We start from the raw sequence: 13,371 nt of genomic DNA, 5'->3' as shown, positions 1-13,371 counted from the left end.
GTCGATCTCGAGTTCTGCCTGTTCGGGGCGTGCACCCTTAGGCACATGCTGCAGATTCACGCGGATCCGTCCCGTCGAGCGCACCAGCACGGTGGCGTCCGCTCTCAAAGCCAGCCCGCGTCGCGGGCGATCCGCGCGGCGTGATGCCGATCAGTCGCCCCCAACTACTGACGGTCGGCGCTGTTGCGGTCCGACCTGAGGCCAGACCCTCAACTATGCGTGCGCGAAGTCCCTGTCACTTCGGGGCCCCGATCTGCCAGCGACCACACGCCGGTATCCACAAATTCACGGATGACGTTGGTGAACAAATCAGGATCCTCAACGTTCCAGGGATGGTGCATTCCCGGTGCGATCCACGATTGTAACTGGGGTGCTCGCCGTCGCAACGTGGGGAAGGCATCCTTCACGGAATGCTGTTCCTTCTCGCCCGCGATCGCGAGGAGCGGACCGGCATACGCGATCGGCTCCTCCGGGATGCCGGCGGCCACCTCGCGGTAGGTCTCACGGTTCGTCTCCGGAGCGACGCGCACAGCGGAGTCGACGAAGATGTCTCGCGCGTCAGCGGGGATGCCGAAGGTCATGGCCTGCGCTTGCCAGTACCAGCGCTGCCGCCACAGGGGCAGCTGCGGGGGGATGAGGAGGCGTTCGAGACGCGTCAGCCCGGCGATCGGGGCACCGGTGACCATGCAGCTGCGGACGAGTTCCGGATGCCGTTGCGCCAGGTGAATCGCCACAACACCGCCGAGCGACAGCCCGACAACGTGTGCGGTGCCGCCCAGTGCGTGCGCGCGGATGATTCCCGCGATATCGTCGGCCGCTCCGCCCATACCTGGCCACGGTTCGCGGTAGCGCTCGCCGAGAGCAGGCAGGTCAGGAGTGAGGATGTGACGGTCCTGGAATCGTTCCGTCTGTGGTTCCCACATCCACGACCCAGCGTTGTTGCCATGCAGCATGATGATGGTCTCGCCGCGCCTGGGGCCGTGTTCCAGCCGCGCGGTGATTGATTCACTCATCGGGTGTTCCTCTCTCGAATGCCGCCACCGCTTCCCGGGTTTCCGCAATCCACGCGATGGTCGACTCGGCATGGCTAATGCCTGACCGCAGAGTCGCGTTCTGAACGACCTCGTCGAGGGTGGAGGCAGAATGCTCGATCGCGAGCAGCCGTTCGTGTGACTCGGTCACGAGCTTCTCGGCTTCGTCGAGGAGTCGTCGAACGTGCTCGGGACCGAGAGCCCCGGCGAAGAACAGGCGTGCGAGAAACGAGTTCTTGGGGCGCTGGGGGTCAAGCGGAGAGCGTTGCCAGGCGTCGAGTTCCTTCCTGCCGGTATCCGTCAGGGAGTGAACGCGGCGGTCGGGGCGACCTTTCTGTCGGATGACCTCGGTAGTGATCGCGCCCTCGGCGTCCAGATCGTCGAGCAGGCGATAGATCTGTGACTGGTCGGCGTACCAGAAATGGGCGACCGATCCCGCAAATGCCCGTCCCAGGTCGTAGCCGCTCTGCGGCTCGAGTGACAGGAGCCCGAGCACCGCGTATCTCAGTTTCACGGCAATAATGTAATCATCCAATATAGGACTTTACAAGTATGAATCAGACTAATGGCGCCACGCCGCTACTCAGGGCGCTTTCCCGACCACGGGTCGTAATCGACTTCGAGCTCGGCCTGTTCGGGGCGTGCACTCTCAGGCACGTGCTGCAGGTTCACCCGAATCCGATACCAGAGCGAGCTCGAACCGCGCATCCCGTCGACGAGCACATCGGCCGGTTCGAGGAGCTTCACGACCTCAGGATGCTTCGACTTCCATCGCTCGAGTCCCTCCAGAGCCTCCGGCTTCGTCTTGGCACGGGCGACCTCCACGAGGGGCATCGTTGAGGTGCGCCGGCCCGATCCGTCCGACGCTTTCGGTGGCTTCTCGGCCGGGCCCAGTTCTTTGGCCAGGGCGAGCAGGCCGTCGAGACTGCCGGCGGCGTCATCGATTCCGGATGCCGCATCGCCACGGTCCGCGAACCGCTCCAGCACCGAGCGCACCGTGAAGTCCTCCGGCCGACATCCGGGCACTTCGTCCCAGTCCAGTGGTGTTGACACGCGGGCATCCGGCAGAGCCCGGACCGAGTACGCCGACGCGACCGTACGGTCCTTCGCGTTCTGGTTGAAGTCGACGAACACGCTCTCGCCGCGCTCTTCCTTCCACCACTTCGCTGTTGCGAGTCCCGGCGCGCGTCGCTCCACCTCGCGCGCCAGGGTTTCAGCGGCGAGCCGTACCTGGCGGTAGTCCCACCGCGGTTCGATTCGGGCGTAGATATGGATGCCCCGGGAACCGGATGTCTTCGGCCACCCAACAAGGCCGTAGTCGCTCAGCACCTCCCTCGCGATCATCGCCACGTCGACGATCTGTCGCCAGTCCACCCCGGGCATGGGGTCAAGGTCGACCCGCAGTTCGTCGGGATGATCCAGATCCTCGGCACGAACCGGGTGCGGATTGAGGTCGATGCAGCCGAGGTTCACCACCCAGGCGAGTGCAGCGGCATCCCGAACGACAACTTCTTCGGCCGAGTTGCCCGATGCGTACTGCAGGGTGGCGGTTTCGATCCACTCGGGGCGTTTCTCCGGAGCGCGCTTCTGGAAGAACGCCTCCTGGTCGATGCCCTTCACGAAGCGTTTGAGAATCATGGGCCGCCCGGCGACACCGCGAAGCGCCCCGTCGGCGACCGCGAGGTAGTACTTCACCAGCTCGAGTTTGGTGATGCCCGGCTCGGGAAAAACCATCTTGTCGGGGTGCGAAACATGCACCTCGCGTCCGTCGATCTCCAGCACCTCTGCCTGGCTCGCCTGTGCGCTCATCGGAACACCATAAACCTGCGGTTCGGTGCGCGTCTGCCCCTCGAGTGCCGACGCGAGCATGTCAAAATCCGTGTGTGATTCCGCCGGACTCGACCCGTCAGGGAACTAGCGGAGGCTCTGCCGCCATATAACAAATTGGCGGCTCGTCGAATCGCTGATCGTGTTCCACTTCGTAGTGGCATTCGCCGCAACCATCAGTCGGGGTTGCGCCGAATGCTCCTCCCGAATGTTCGCGCCAGTCGTGGTGGCACACCGGGCAGGTTCCGTAGAAGCTGACCCTGTCGCGTTTGATCGCCCGTCGTTGCTCCAGCCAGGCGCGTACGGGCTTCGGCACCCGGAACCAAGGGAGGAGTGGCATCAGGAGTGCGCGCTCGTGTCGGATAGCGGCTCACTCATGGGGCGGAAACCCGCGCACAATCTCCGGCGAGAATGCCGCGACGAGCTGCCTGCTCAGCTTCTTGCCCCTCTTCCACTCGGTTGGGTCATACTCGGTACTTCGTCCCCAACGGTCAAGGAGCACCACACAGCCACACTCTCGATGCCCGACCAGAACGATGTCGGCGTGTTCGATCGATGCCAGTCGGTTTCCTTCACGCCGGAGGACATGCGTGTCGGTGACCCACAGTCTGTCCTTCGACGCCTTCGCACGCCAGGGCTCATGCCCCGCCCGCAACGCCCGGTGGCGCTGCACGCTCTCGCGGTCCTTGTGCCTGGTCCAGATCCTCTGGCGGTCAACCGGCAGGTTCAGCTCTCTGCGCAGCTTCGCGGGAAGGTGCGCGTCTTCATGGACTGCAACAAGAAGGGTCGGGATGCTCTTTTGCAGTGCCTGGGTCAACATTCCGGCGGTCAGCGTTTCGCCGATGGTGAGCGTCTCCGCGGGCGTGACAGTGCGGCGGAGCAAGAGACCGTCGATCGCCAGATCGTCCAAATACAGGCTCCCACCCGCTGGGTCAGCGCCGACGCTGGAGGCAACGATCGAGCGGGCTGAGTTCGTTGCCTCCGCACTGAAGCCGCTCTCGGCCACGTCCTTTATTGCGCGCACGCCCGCACGAAGCGCGGCAACGAGGTTCCGGTCGAGAGGGTCCAGAACGAGGTCCAACTGCGAGGATTCGTCGTCGATTCGGGTTGTGAAATGGTTCACGGAGTAAATCAGGCCCTCGGCATGACGGAGCCGGGTCAGCAATTCATCGTTCAATGCCGCACCGACAAACGCTTGCAGCTCGATCGGCACGATGAGCGAGAACGCCACACCCGCTTTGCCCGAGGTCACCAGTCGTGGTGTCTCACGTGCCGACGGCACCGGTGCGTGGACTACCGCTGGCCCCGACGGAAGTCGGACGTCAAGGGCGGCAGGCACTTCGCCGGTGAACGACAGGGCAGCGTTTTCCACGGTGAGCCAGTGTTGCGCCCACGCGATCACCTCGGTTCTCGACAGCGCCTCGGTTGTTGGTGCCCCCAGAGCGGCGGCCCCGAGGCCCCGCGCTCCGAACCGGTTCGCCAGCAAGCCCGGCGAGATGAAACGAAATGCGTTCGACCACTCCGCCTCAATGATGTCCTTCTCGAGCTGGAGATCCTCGGCTGTGACACGCTGGAGGTTCGAGATCACCGATGCCACTGTAGTGAGGAAGTACGCGACGGCATCCGCTGTGCCTGTCGCGAAGAACTCGACCGAGTCCTCTTTCACGGTGCCTCCGTGGACATCGGGCACCGGGTGGGTCAGCCGAAGAATGACGTGTTCCACGAGATGGGTGACCCCGGCCATCGTCGGAGGTTCATCTCTCATTCCGACTCCGAAGGTCAGCGTTCCTGTCTCGGTACCCGGACGTTCGAGCGTGTAGGTGCGTATTCCGTTGTGGAACGTCGTGGTCGCGCGTGGCATAGGGGGAGTCTGGCAGAGCAATCGCCACGATGGAGCTGAGAGTCACGTGGCGCGTGTCCCGAGTTATGGGGCCAGCGGATGTGACGTGCGGCAACGGTTCCGGCTAGTCGGGATGCCCGGGAAGGTTCATCGCCGCGAGGCGCTCCGGGTCACGCAGCGAAAGAATCTCGACGATGCGATCCCCGACAACGGTGCATCCCATGACGCCGATCGGTATGCCGGTTGTGCTCCACGCGACGATGCCAGGCTCGCCGTTGACCAGGACACGATGCGCCTGTCCTCTGACACGCGCTCTGCGCTGTGCATCCGTCGCCACGGCGGGCGCTCCCACGAGCACCTCCACGCCATGCGCCGTGTGCGTGCGCCAGGTCACACCCGGATCGAGCACGCGCAGCAACCCCTCGAAGTCCCCGTCCCTGGCCGCCGCGAGGAATGCGTCGACCACCGACCGCTCGTGCCGTCTTTGCTCGGCTGGGCGAGGTGAAGCCTGTACTTTCTGGCGAGCCCGGCTGGCGAGCATCTTGCTCGCGTTCGCGGACTTTCCAATGATCGGACCGATCTCCTCGAATGTCACAGCGAACATGTCGTGCAGCACAAACGCCAGTCGCTCGGCAGGGCTGAGGGTATCGAGCACGACCATCAGCGCCAGCCCCACCGATTCCGCGAGCGCCGTTTCGTCCTCGGGAGTGCCGTGGCTGTCGTCTGTGATGAGCAACTCCGGCACCCGATCGTCATACGCGACCTCGCGCCTGGCCTTGCGTGAGCGGAGTATGTCGATACATACCCGGCCGACCACTGTGGTGAGCCAGCCGGCGAGGTTGTCGATCGTTGTCGCGTCCTGGCGGGACAGTTTCAGCCATGCCTCCTGGACCGCGTCCTCGGCATCTGCTCGCGAACCGAGCATCCGAGAGGCGACCGCAACCAGGCGGCCGCGCTGTTCGTCGAATGCCTGTGCAATGACGTCGTCAGAATCGGATGCCGCCATGGTGTTACCTTCCTCGCTCGAGTGCCGTCATAGGTAATGACGGCCCGCGACGGGTCGATGTAACGACAGGGAGAAAAATCATGGATCTCGCTCTGTGGATCACCGCTGGGTTACTTGCCGCTGTTTTCCTCATCGCAGGCGCCAACAAGGTGTTCATCCCGTACGAGAAGCTGGCCAGGGCGCCCGGAGCGGGATGGGTCAACGACTTCAGCGTCCGGTTCGTCAAGGGGCTTGGAACTGTGGAGATCCTCGGTGCCATCGGCTTGGTTCTGCCGGCGTCGGTCGGCATCGCACCAGTTCTGGTGCCGCTGGCGGCCGTCGGACTGGCGATCATCATGGCCGGCGCAGCGGTCGTGAGCTTTCGCCGAGGGGAGACGTTGCACGCCCTGTTGAATCTGATTTACCTCGCGATGGCACTGTTCGTCGCTTGGGGCCGATTCGGTCCCGAGTCTTTTGGATGATGGGCGATGTGGCGTGTGTCACCGGCTCACCATAAGCCTGTGGGTTGGTGCGCGTCAGCCCCCGTACTCATCCAGAATGGTGAGGGGCGTGCCGTTGTCTTCGCAGACCTGCGACGCCAGAGTCGAGGCGGCGAGATACTGGGGGCGCGCGAAGAATGCGTCCGGGTGAGCGTGCCCTTCGGCGATCACTGCTGACAGGGCGGATGCCTGTTGTCCGATGATTCCGACTGCCGTTTCTGCCAGTGCCACGAGGTCTGCGTCGGCCTGTTCGACGGATGCCGTCCACTCGTCCAGCGTCACTTCTCCCAAGGCAACACCCTGTCTCGCATTGTGCAGAGAACTCGTGATCGATGACAGTTGCTCGCAGTCCGCGGCGATTGCGGGGTCGGGTTCAGCCATGGATGCCGAGAACACACTGGTCAGGCCGAACGACACATCGTCAGCGAGGAAGACCGAAACGACGAGTGTGCGGGAGCCCGTCAGCGGCAGACGGTACGACCGCGTCCCTCCACACGATCCTGACCGGTCTTCCTCCATCTGCCCGCCCATGCCGAGGGTGAAGATCCCGCCGGTGCAGACGAAGTCGATCACAATGGATTTCGCTCCCTTGGGCACAGTAATCGACTCGCTCGACGGCCCGGTGCCCCCGAATTCGACGCCGGGCCAGCTTTTTTCGACCGCGATCGCACCCTCTGACGTGGCCGCAATGCCACCCGGCGGCTCAGAAGCGGAGCATCCCACGACCGACGCAAGCGCGGTGATGGCAAGCGCCGCCAGCAAACCCGAGACGGCCTTTGATCGCTGCATGTCTCCCCAATCGGCCACCGCGGCGGGGCTTATCGCTCAAGCTAGCGCGAGATGTCGCCGGAAAGCACGTAACGGTGAAACATTGTGCCGCCGGGATGTAGCCAATTCGCGGGTCAGGATGCCGTCGGCCGGGTGGCTGCGTGCCCCGCGGCATCCGGTTCGATCTGCTCACTGCGAGGAAAAAGTGTGGCGCACAACTGCTGCTGATCAATAGGATCTGCGGCATGTACATCGTGCTCTCGGCCCTCACGTTCCTGCTCGTGGTCGCTGCCCTCGTCGACATCATCACGCGACAGGACTGGCAGGTGAAGCACATGCCCAAGATGGTCTGGATGTTGCTCGTCCTCTTCCTGCCGCTGATCGGCAGCGTCCTGTGGTTTCTCATCGGCCGTGAATACGACGGGAGTGAGAACACCATCGACCGCCCTGCCCGGCGCGCGCGACCGCTGCAAGCGTCACATTCGCCGAGTGATGTCCAAGCGCCCGGGTACAGTGCGCGTCCACGGACGACGGAGGAGCAGCTCGCGGACCTCGAGCGCGAGATCGAGTTCCACGAGAAGCAGGCGCGCCTTCACCAGCTGAAGGCAGAGGTCGAGCGCCGCCGTGAGCCCGACGGTGCAAGCGGAACCCCAGCGTGATGCGGGCAGGCGTTCGGTGGCGCTAGTGTCATGCAAATGTACGAACGTGACCACGTGGCATCCGTCCTGAATATTGAAGAGCGTCTCCCAGCGACTGCTGTCGCGACTGTGAGGTGCGACAAATGAGCTTCGACCACCGGCGGGCGACCACCAGACTCACGGTCCTCGACGTCGATGGCTCGCCGCTCAGGGACACGGACGTCGCGCTGGAGCAACGCAGCCACCAGTTCGCGTTCGGCAACATCGGGTTTGACTTCATCCCGCTGGCCAACGGCGAGAACGAAACCCCCTCCCGTCGCGATGGGTTCGCAAGCGCGTCCACCGAGGGACTCGCCGGATTGGCCGACCTCTGGCTCGACGTCTTCAACACGGCGACGCTTCCGTTTTACTGGCGAATCTTCGAGCCGGTCGAGGGAGCGCCGGACACGAAGCGACTCCGCGCAGCCGCAGCCTGGTTCGCCGAACGCGGCGTTACCGTGAAGGGGCATCCGCTCACCTGGCACACGCTCGCACCGGAATGGCTCGGAGACAAGGCAGAGGACGAGATCGAGGCGCTCCAGCGAGGGCGCATCCGACGGGATGTCGCCGACTTCGCAGGACTCATCGATACGTGGGATGCCATCAACGAGGTGGTGATCATGCCCGAGTTCACCGCGGAGCAAAACGGCATCTCACGGCTCGCGAAGAAGATCGGAAGGGTGCCCATCGTCCGGCTCGCTTTCGAGGAGGCACGACAGACCAACCCGTCGGCAACCTTGATCCTCAACGACTTCGATCTCTCGCCCGCCTATGAGCACCTCATTGAAGATGTGCTGGATGCCGGCATCCGAGTCGACGCGATCGGGCTCCAGACGCACATGCACCAGGGCTATTGGGGAGAAGAGACCATGCTCAGGATGGTCGACCGGTTTGCCCGCTTCGGGCTGCCGCTGCACCTGACCGAAACCACCCTCGTCTCTGGTCACACCATGCCGCCGGAGATCGTCGACCTCAACGATTACCAGATCCCGTCCTGGCCATCCACGCCGGAGGGTGAGGCCCGTCAGGCCGACGAGATCGAGCGGCACTATCGTTCCCTGGTCGGGCACCCGGCGGTTCAGGCAATCACCTACTGGGGGATCACCGACGACGGTGCCTGGCTCGGGGCGCCCGCTGGGCTGGTCCGATCGGACGGTACGCCGAAGCCCTCGTACGATGCGCTCAAGTCGCTCATCAAGGGGGAGTGGTGGCTGCCGAGAACCGAGGTTCGGACGGACAGTGACGGAACCGTGCCGCTGTCGGGATTCTTCGGCGACTACACGGTGCAGGCGAAGGGCAAGACCACGACTGTCTCGCTGGCTTCAGGCGTTGACGAGGCAGTGGTACGGCTGGCCTGACTACGGCTGGCCTGCCACCGGCTGGACTGCCACCGTGCTCGCCACAGCGGCCGGCGCCAGGCGGTTAGGCGAGCGCAGTAGCCTCATCGGTTGCACCGGGGGTGCTCGGTTCGGCTGCGGAATCTGGCGCGAGGGCCTTGTGCAGCGCTGCCTCTGCTTCTTCGACGCCGATCTCAAGCGAGAGTGCGATCTCGGTGACGAGCGGGCCCTGCGCGTGGCGCAGGAGCTCGCGCTCAGCGAGTGAGAGGCCGCGGTCGTCGCTGCGCCTGGTCAGGTCACGGACGACTCCGGCGATGGTCAGGATGTCACCGGCCTTGAGCTTTTCCTGGTTGTCTTTCATCCGGCGCGACCACTTGTCTTCCTCGTCGGTCGTCGGTGCCCGGAGGACGTCGAACAGGGCCTTCGTCTCGTCAGGGCTCAGAACCGCACGAATACCGACCTGTTCGGCGCTCGCGACGGGAACGCTCACGGACAGCTTGGAGTCGTGGACCTCGAGCTTGAGGTATTGAATCTCGTTGCCCTTGACGGTCCTGGAGAATATCGAGGTGATTGTGGCGGGACCGTGGTGCGGGTAGACGACGATCTGGCCTTCAGAAAACTGCATGGGATTTACCTCCGGGTGCGCATGAGCGCCTTACTCAACCTCGCGCGAGGCAAGAACTGAAGTTCGTGCGACACCCGAGAGTCGACCCAATTCCCGGCGGGCGATGCAGTCGTTCGCCGGATTCCATGGGCGCGCGGGCAGGCAATTCCACAGGGGCGGATATGTCTGGCACCGCGAGCTTGGCTGAGTCAATTATCTCACAGGGCCCCGACATCTACCTGAGTGAGCGGGGCTCGCAGACGTCCTGGCGACGTCAGCGAAGCATCCGTCGCATGACGATCCGGGGGATTCCGCCCGAGACGGACCGGGTGTCAGCGACCCAGGAAAACCCCGCCCGTTCGAACATGGCCCTGGTGCCCACGAACGCCATGGTCTGATCGACGCGCTCGCCGCGGTTGTCGACCGGATACCCCTCGACAGCTGGCGCGCCCTGATCGTGGGCATAGTCGACGGCACCCTCGATGAGGGCGGCGGTGATGCCTCTCTTTCGGTAGCCGGGGCGCACCCGCATGCACCAGAGCGACCACACGGGCAACTCGTCGACGTGGGGAATCCTGCGGGAGTGTTCGATCGGATGCAGCTCGGTCCGTGGGGCGATGCCTGCCCATCCGACGACGTCGTCGCCAAGGTAGGCAAGCACACCGGGTGCGTGATCGCGAGCGCAGAGTTCGCGGACTTTGTCGGCTCGATCGGCGCCGAGCAGCGTGCGGTTCTCAGCGGACGGCAATCGCCAGGAGAGGCACCAGCACACGGACGACGAGGGATTCTTCGGACCGAGCATCGTCGCCATGTCGTCAAACGCGTGTGCCGGCTTCACAGTGATGTCGTCCAGATGAGCGGCGTTCGCTGTCTTGTCCGCCACGACCATCACCTCCGCGTGAGTTGCCCCGTGGGTCCATCGTGGCATCGGGCCGGTGCCGCCGGAAGGGGCACCGGGCCCGATGGCAGGATGCACAGCCATTGATCACACTGCTTTGGTAACCTCGACACAGGCCGCCAACACGGCCCCGGACGAGGGATCAGTACCCGGAACGCGACAAGACTGGCCAGAAACGAACAGTCATGTTGTGGGTAGTACTCATCCTGTCCGGTGTCCTCGAAGCCGTCTGGGCAACCGCCCTCGGCAAGTCGGAGGGCTTCACGAAGCTCTGGCCGACCGTCATCTTTGGTGCGGCTCTCGCGCTCAGCATGGCGGGACTCGCCTGGTCGATGCGCGGCATCCCCATCGGTACCGCGTACGCGGTCTGGGTGGGTATCGGCGCGGCGCTCACCGTGGCCTGGTCGATGATCACCGGCGACACCAGCATCTCGTGGATCAAGATCGCGCTGCTGGTCGGACTTATCGGCTGTGTCGTCGGTCTCAAGCTGGTGGACGACACACATTAGCCGCCGGTTCTCCTCGGCTACGGTAGGAGAACACATGCGTTCAATGCCGGGTGGGCCTTGTGCGATATTTCACCCGGAAGGAACGCAGGCATGAGCCTCATTCGACTGAACGACGTCACGGTCCGCTTTGACCAGATGCAGGTGCTGCGCGAGGCGTTCTTCCGTCTTGAAGCCGGTGATCGCGTCGGCCTGATCGGCCGCAACGGTTCGGGAAAATCGACCCTGATCAAGCTGGTGCTCGGTCAGGTGTCAGCGGATGCCGGAACGGTCGCTGTCGAAGACGGCATCCGTTTTGGATATTTCTCGCAGTTCTCCGAACTCGACGGAAGCGCGACGATCACCGAGGTGCTCAACGATGTCTTCGCCAACATTCGCGCGGTGGAAGCCGAGCTTGCGTCGATCGATGCGGCGATCGCAGCCGATCCCACCGCTGACCTGGATCCGCTGATCTCACGCCAGGGTGAACTATTCGAGGAGATGGACCGCCTCGACGGGTGGGATTACACCCGGCGAATCGACGAGGCACTGACCCGGCTCGGATTCGAGGACGCACACCGGGTGTGCCCGATCGACAGCCTCTCCGGCGGATGGCGCAACCGCGCGGCGCTCGCCAAGCTCATTCTCGAGCGGCCCGACGTGCTGCTTCTCGACGAACCGACCAACTTCCTCGACGTTGCCGGAGTGGAGTGGCTCGAGGCGTGGTTCCGAGACTTCAAGGGCGCCGCGATCATCGTGTCGCACGACCGCAAATTCCTTGACTCGGTTGTCACCCGGATCGTCGAGCTCGAGAACTTCCACCTGCACGAGTACCCGGGCAACTTCGCCGAGTACGTGGTGCAGAAGCAGTTCCGGTTGAAGACCCTCGAGGCGCAGTTCGTGCACGAATCCGAGTTGCTTGCGTTCGAAGCCGAGGGCATCGCCGATCGACGCGAGGCCGCGAAGGCAGCGAGCAGGGGCCTCGACAAAAAGCTCTCAGGGATCAAGAAATCCCGTGCGCCGCGGCCAGTCGACCAGATCATCACCGAGATCTACGGTGGGCTGCACGTGAAAGACGTACTGTGCCGCGTAACCGGGCTCTCGAAGTCTTACGGCGACAAGGTCCTCTTCAGCGATCTCACGTTCGAGTTGAGGCGCGGCAACCGGGTGGTCGTCCACGGCTCGAACGGTAGCGGCAAGTCGACGCTTCTGCGCGTGCTCACCGGTGAAGAAAAGGCCGATTCGGGTGAGGCTGTGTGGGCGAAGGGCGCCGGTGTTGTCTCCTACAACCAGATGCTCGCCGATCTCGACGATGATGACACGATTACCCACGCTGTCAATGCCACTCCGGGGAGTCTCGCGTTCGCCGCGACCCGGAAGTCGGTGGGTCGTTTTCTCGCGATGTTCCAGTTCTCCGAGGCCGATCTCAAGCAGCGCATCGGAAACCTCTCCGGTGGCCAGCGGGCTCGCGTGGCGATGGCGCAGTGCCTGTTGTCCGGTGCGTCGGTGCTGATTCTCGACGAGCCGACAAACCACCTCGACATGGCAAGCACACAGGTCATGGAACGTGCCCTCGTGCACTTCCCGGGTGCGGTCATCGTCGTCAGCCACGACCGTTTCTTCAGCGACAAGGTCGCCAACCGCAAGATCATGTTCGGCAGTGAGGGTGCCGAGGCGGGCGAGCTTGAGGTCCGCGCGGCGTAGGTCGACCCTCGGGGGAGTTCGGGATGACGGCGTCTGCGGCCGGAGGTACGGTTTCTTCATGGTGACAGGCGTCGGGGTGCGGTGTTGAGCGAGATGAACCCGTTGGTCTCGCACTGTGCGGTCACGGTTGCGCCCGGAGTGGTGTGTGGCGCGGCTGTTGACTCGGGTGCCCCGGTGAATCTCTGCGCGCATCACCTTCTCGTGGCGTACGACTGGGTCGCTCGCGACGTGGGAGTGACCGACACTCTGGAGTCACCGTGCCTCGCGTGCGGCTCGCGGCTGGGCGTCCGTTATCCCTCCGGCTGGCTCTGCGCTGTCTGCGAGTGGAAGGTCGGAGAGATCCCTGACTCGGATGTCGTGAGGGCACGGGTGGACGTTGTCTACTACCTGCGTTTCGGTGACCGCATCAAGATCGGCACCTCGTCGAACCCGCGGGGTCGGCTGGCGAACATCGTTCACGACGAACTGCTCGCGTTCGAGCCGGGTGGTCGCCAGCTCGAGCAGGCGAGGCACGCGCAGTTCGCGAGCCATCGGTTGCACCGTAGTGAGTGGTTCAGTGTGCACGAGGCGTTGCTGCGTCACATCCGTATCGTCAATACCGGGGTCGACGATCCCTGGCAGACCTACAAGCGCTGGGTGAGCGAGCAGGTCGCGCTGCACGGGTAGCCGCTACTGCGCTGGACGCCCGCGTCGGTGTGTTTGCGGCGTTCATTGC

General features: G+C 64.0%; 14 protein-coding genes and 1 riboswitch. Of the genes, 6 read left to right on the top strand and 8 right to left on the bottom strand.

Annotated elements, in window-relative coordinates:
- Positions 1-209: 209 nt before the first annotated feature.
- The 5 genes from C3E77_RS10040 to C3E77_RS10020 all read right to left on the bottom strand — a co-directional run bounded on the left by C3E77_RS10040 (position 210) and on the right by C3E77_RS10020 (position 5,704).
- Positions 210-1,013, bottom strand: coding sequence for an alpha/beta fold hydrolase (locus C3E77_RS10040; RefSeq protein ID WP_108391507.1), 804 nt, complete (start codon positions 1,011-1,013; stop codon positions 210-212).
- Positions 1,006-1,566, bottom strand: coding sequence for a PadR family transcriptional regulator (locus C3E77_RS10035; protein ID WP_234031181.1), 561 nt, complete (start codon positions 1,564-1,566; stop codon positions 1,006-1,008). Before C3E77_RS10035 ends, C3E77_RS10040 begins: the two co-directional genes overlap by 8 nt.
- 44 nt (positions 1,567-1,610) lie before the next feature.
- A complete protein-coding gene (ligD, locus tag C3E77_RS10030; protein ID WP_108393248.1) occupies positions 1,611-2,840 on the bottom strand; it encodes a non-homologous end-joining DNA ligase in 1,230 nt (409 codons plus the stop codon).
- A gap of 388 nt (positions 2,841-3,228) precedes the next feature.
- Positions 3,229-4,719 (bottom strand): peptidase M16 family protein, encoded by a 1,491-nt coding sequence (locus C3E77_RS10025; protein WP_108391505.1) that lies wholly within the window; start codon positions 4,717-4,719, stop codon positions 3,229-3,231.
- 103 nt (positions 4,720-4,822) lie between these two features.
- Complete coding sequence (locus C3E77_RS10020) at positions 4,823-5,704, bottom strand: sigma-70 family RNA polymerase sigma factor (protein WP_108391504.1); 882 nt, start codon at positions 5,702-5,704, stop codon at positions 4,823-4,825.
- A gap of 80 nt (positions 5,705-5,784) precedes the next feature.
- On the opposite strand from C3E77_RS10020, the gene C3E77_RS10015 reads away from it, so the two are divergent.
- On the top strand, positions 5,785-6,165 hold the full coding sequence (locus C3E77_RS10015; RefSeq protein WP_108391503.1) for a DoxX family protein: 381 nt from the start codon (positions 5,785-5,787) through the stop codon (positions 6,163-6,165).
- A gap of 54 nt (positions 6,166-6,219) precedes the next feature.
- On the opposite strand, the gene C3E77_RS10010 is transcribed toward C3E77_RS10015, so the two are convergent.
- On the bottom strand, positions 6,220-6,972 hold the full coding sequence (locus C3E77_RS10010; RefSeq protein WP_108391502.1) for a hypothetical protein: 753 nt from the start codon (positions 6,970-6,972) through the stop codon (positions 6,220-6,222).
- A 224-nt stretch (positions 6,973-7,196) separates the two neighbouring features.
- Between C3E77_RS10010 and C3E77_RS10005 the strand changes: the two genes are divergently transcribed.
- Together C3E77_RS10005 and C3E77_RS10000 are read left to right on the top strand one after the other, a co-directional pair.
- Entirely contained in the window at positions 7,197-7,610 is a 414-nt protein-coding gene (locus C3E77_RS10005; protein WP_108391501.1) for a PLD nuclease N-terminal domain-containing protein, read from the top strand.
- 122 nt (positions 7,611-7,732) lie between these two features.
- Positions 7,733-8,986: an endo-1,4-beta-xylanase gene (locus tag C3E77_RS10000; protein ID WP_108391500.1), complete on the top strand. Its 1,254-nt coding sequence runs from the start codon at positions 7,733-7,735 to the stop codon at positions 8,984-8,986.
- Between the two features lie 64 nt (positions 8,987-9,050).
- On the opposite strand, the gene C3E77_RS09995 is transcribed toward C3E77_RS10000, so the two are convergent.
- Positions 9,051-9,590, bottom strand: a complete 540-nt coding sequence (locus C3E77_RS09995) for a CarD family transcriptional regulator (protein ID WP_108391499.1) — start codon at positions 9,588-9,590, stop codon at positions 9,051-9,053.
- Between the two features lie 253 nt (positions 9,591-9,843).
- Positions 9,844-10,380, bottom strand: a complete 537-nt coding sequence (locus tag C3E77_RS09990) for a GNAT family N-acetyltransferase (protein ID WP_234031354.1) — start codon at positions 10,378-10,380, stop codon at positions 9,844-9,846.
- Positions 10,381-10,576: 196 nt separating this feature from the next.
- A riboswitch (guanidine-III (ykkC-III) riboswitch) is annotated at positions 10,577-10,641 on the top strand.
- Between the two features lie 11 nt (positions 10,642-10,652).
- On the opposite strand from C3E77_RS09990, the gene C3E77_RS09985 reads away from it, so the two are divergent.
- The 3 genes from C3E77_RS09985 to C3E77_RS09975 all read left to right on the top strand — a co-directional run bounded on the left by C3E77_RS09985 (position 10,653) and on the right by C3E77_RS09975 (position 13,322).
- A complete protein-coding gene (locus C3E77_RS09985; RefSeq protein WP_108391497.1) occupies positions 10,653-10,976 on the top strand; it encodes a DMT family transporter in 324 nt (107 codons plus the stop codon).
- Positions 10,977-11,066: 90 nt separating this feature from the next.
- Entirely contained in the window at positions 11,067-12,656 is a 1,590-nt protein-coding gene (locus C3E77_RS09980) for an ABC-F family ATP-binding cassette domain-containing protein (protein ID WP_108391496.1), read from the top strand.
- 174 nt (positions 12,657-12,830) lie between these two features.
- Complete coding sequence (locus C3E77_RS09975) at positions 12,831-13,322, top strand: GIY-YIG nuclease family protein (protein WP_234031180.1); 492 nt, start codon at positions 12,831-12,833, stop codon at positions 13,320-13,322.
- Positions 13,323-13,371: the final 49 nt, after the last annotated feature.

Source organism: Mycetocola zhujimingii (assembly GCF_003065425.1).
Classification (GTDB): Bacteria; Actinomycetota; Actinomycetes; order Actinomycetales; family Microbacteriaceae; genus Mycetocola_A; species Mycetocola_A zhujimingii.
Note: the sequence above shows the minus strand (reverse complement) of the source record. Positions and strands in the feature narration are given on the sequence as shown.

Excerpts from the sequence above, each read along its gene's own strand:
- C3E77_RS10040 (WP_108391507.1), bottom strand. The coding sequence starts at position 1,013 with ATGAGTGAATCAATCACCGCGCGGCTGGAACACGGCCCCAGGCGCGGC.
- ligD (WP_108393248.1), bottom strand. The coding sequence starts at position 2,840 with ATGAGCGCACAGGCGAGCCAGGCAGAGGTGCTGGAGATCGACGGACGC.
- C3E77_RS10025 (WP_108391505.1), bottom strand. The coding sequence starts at position 4,719 with ATGCCACGCGCGACCACGACGTTCCACAACGGAATACGCACCTACACG.
- C3E77_RS10020 (WP_108391504.1), bottom strand. The coding sequence starts at position 5,704 with ATGGCGGCATCCGATTCTGACGACGTCATTGCACAGGCATTCGACGAA.
- C3E77_RS10015 (WP_108391503.1), top strand. The coding sequence starts at position 5,785 with ATGGATCTCGCTCTGTGGATCACCGCTGGGTTACTTGCCGCTGTTTTC.
- C3E77_RS10010 (WP_108391502.1), bottom strand. The coding sequence starts at position 6,972 with ATGCAGCGATCAAAGGCCGTCTCGGGTTTGCTGGCGGCGCTTGCCATC.
- C3E77_RS10005 (WP_108391501.1), top strand. The coding sequence starts at position 7,197 with ATGTACATCGTGCTCTCGGCCCTCACGTTCCTGCTCGTGGTCGCTGCC.
- C3E77_RS10000 (WP_108391500.1), top strand. The coding sequence starts at position 7,733 with ATGAGCTTCGACCACCGGCGGGCGACCACCAGACTCACGGTCCTCGAC.
- C3E77_RS09995 (WP_108391499.1), bottom strand. The coding sequence starts at position 9,590 with ATGCAGTTTTCTGAAGGCCAGATCGTCGTCTACCCGCACCACGGTCCC.
- C3E77_RS09990 (WP_234031354.1), bottom strand. The coding sequence starts at position 10,380 with ATGGCGACGATGCTCGGTCCGAAGAATCCCTCGTCGTCCGTGTGCTGG.
- C3E77_RS09985 (WP_108391497.1), top strand. The coding sequence starts at position 10,653 with ATGTTGTGGGTAGTACTCATCCTGTCCGGTGTCCTCGAAGCCGTCTGG.
- C3E77_RS09980 (WP_108391496.1), top strand. The coding sequence starts at position 11,067 with ATGAGCCTCATTCGACTGAACGACGTCACGGTCCGCTTTGACCAGATG.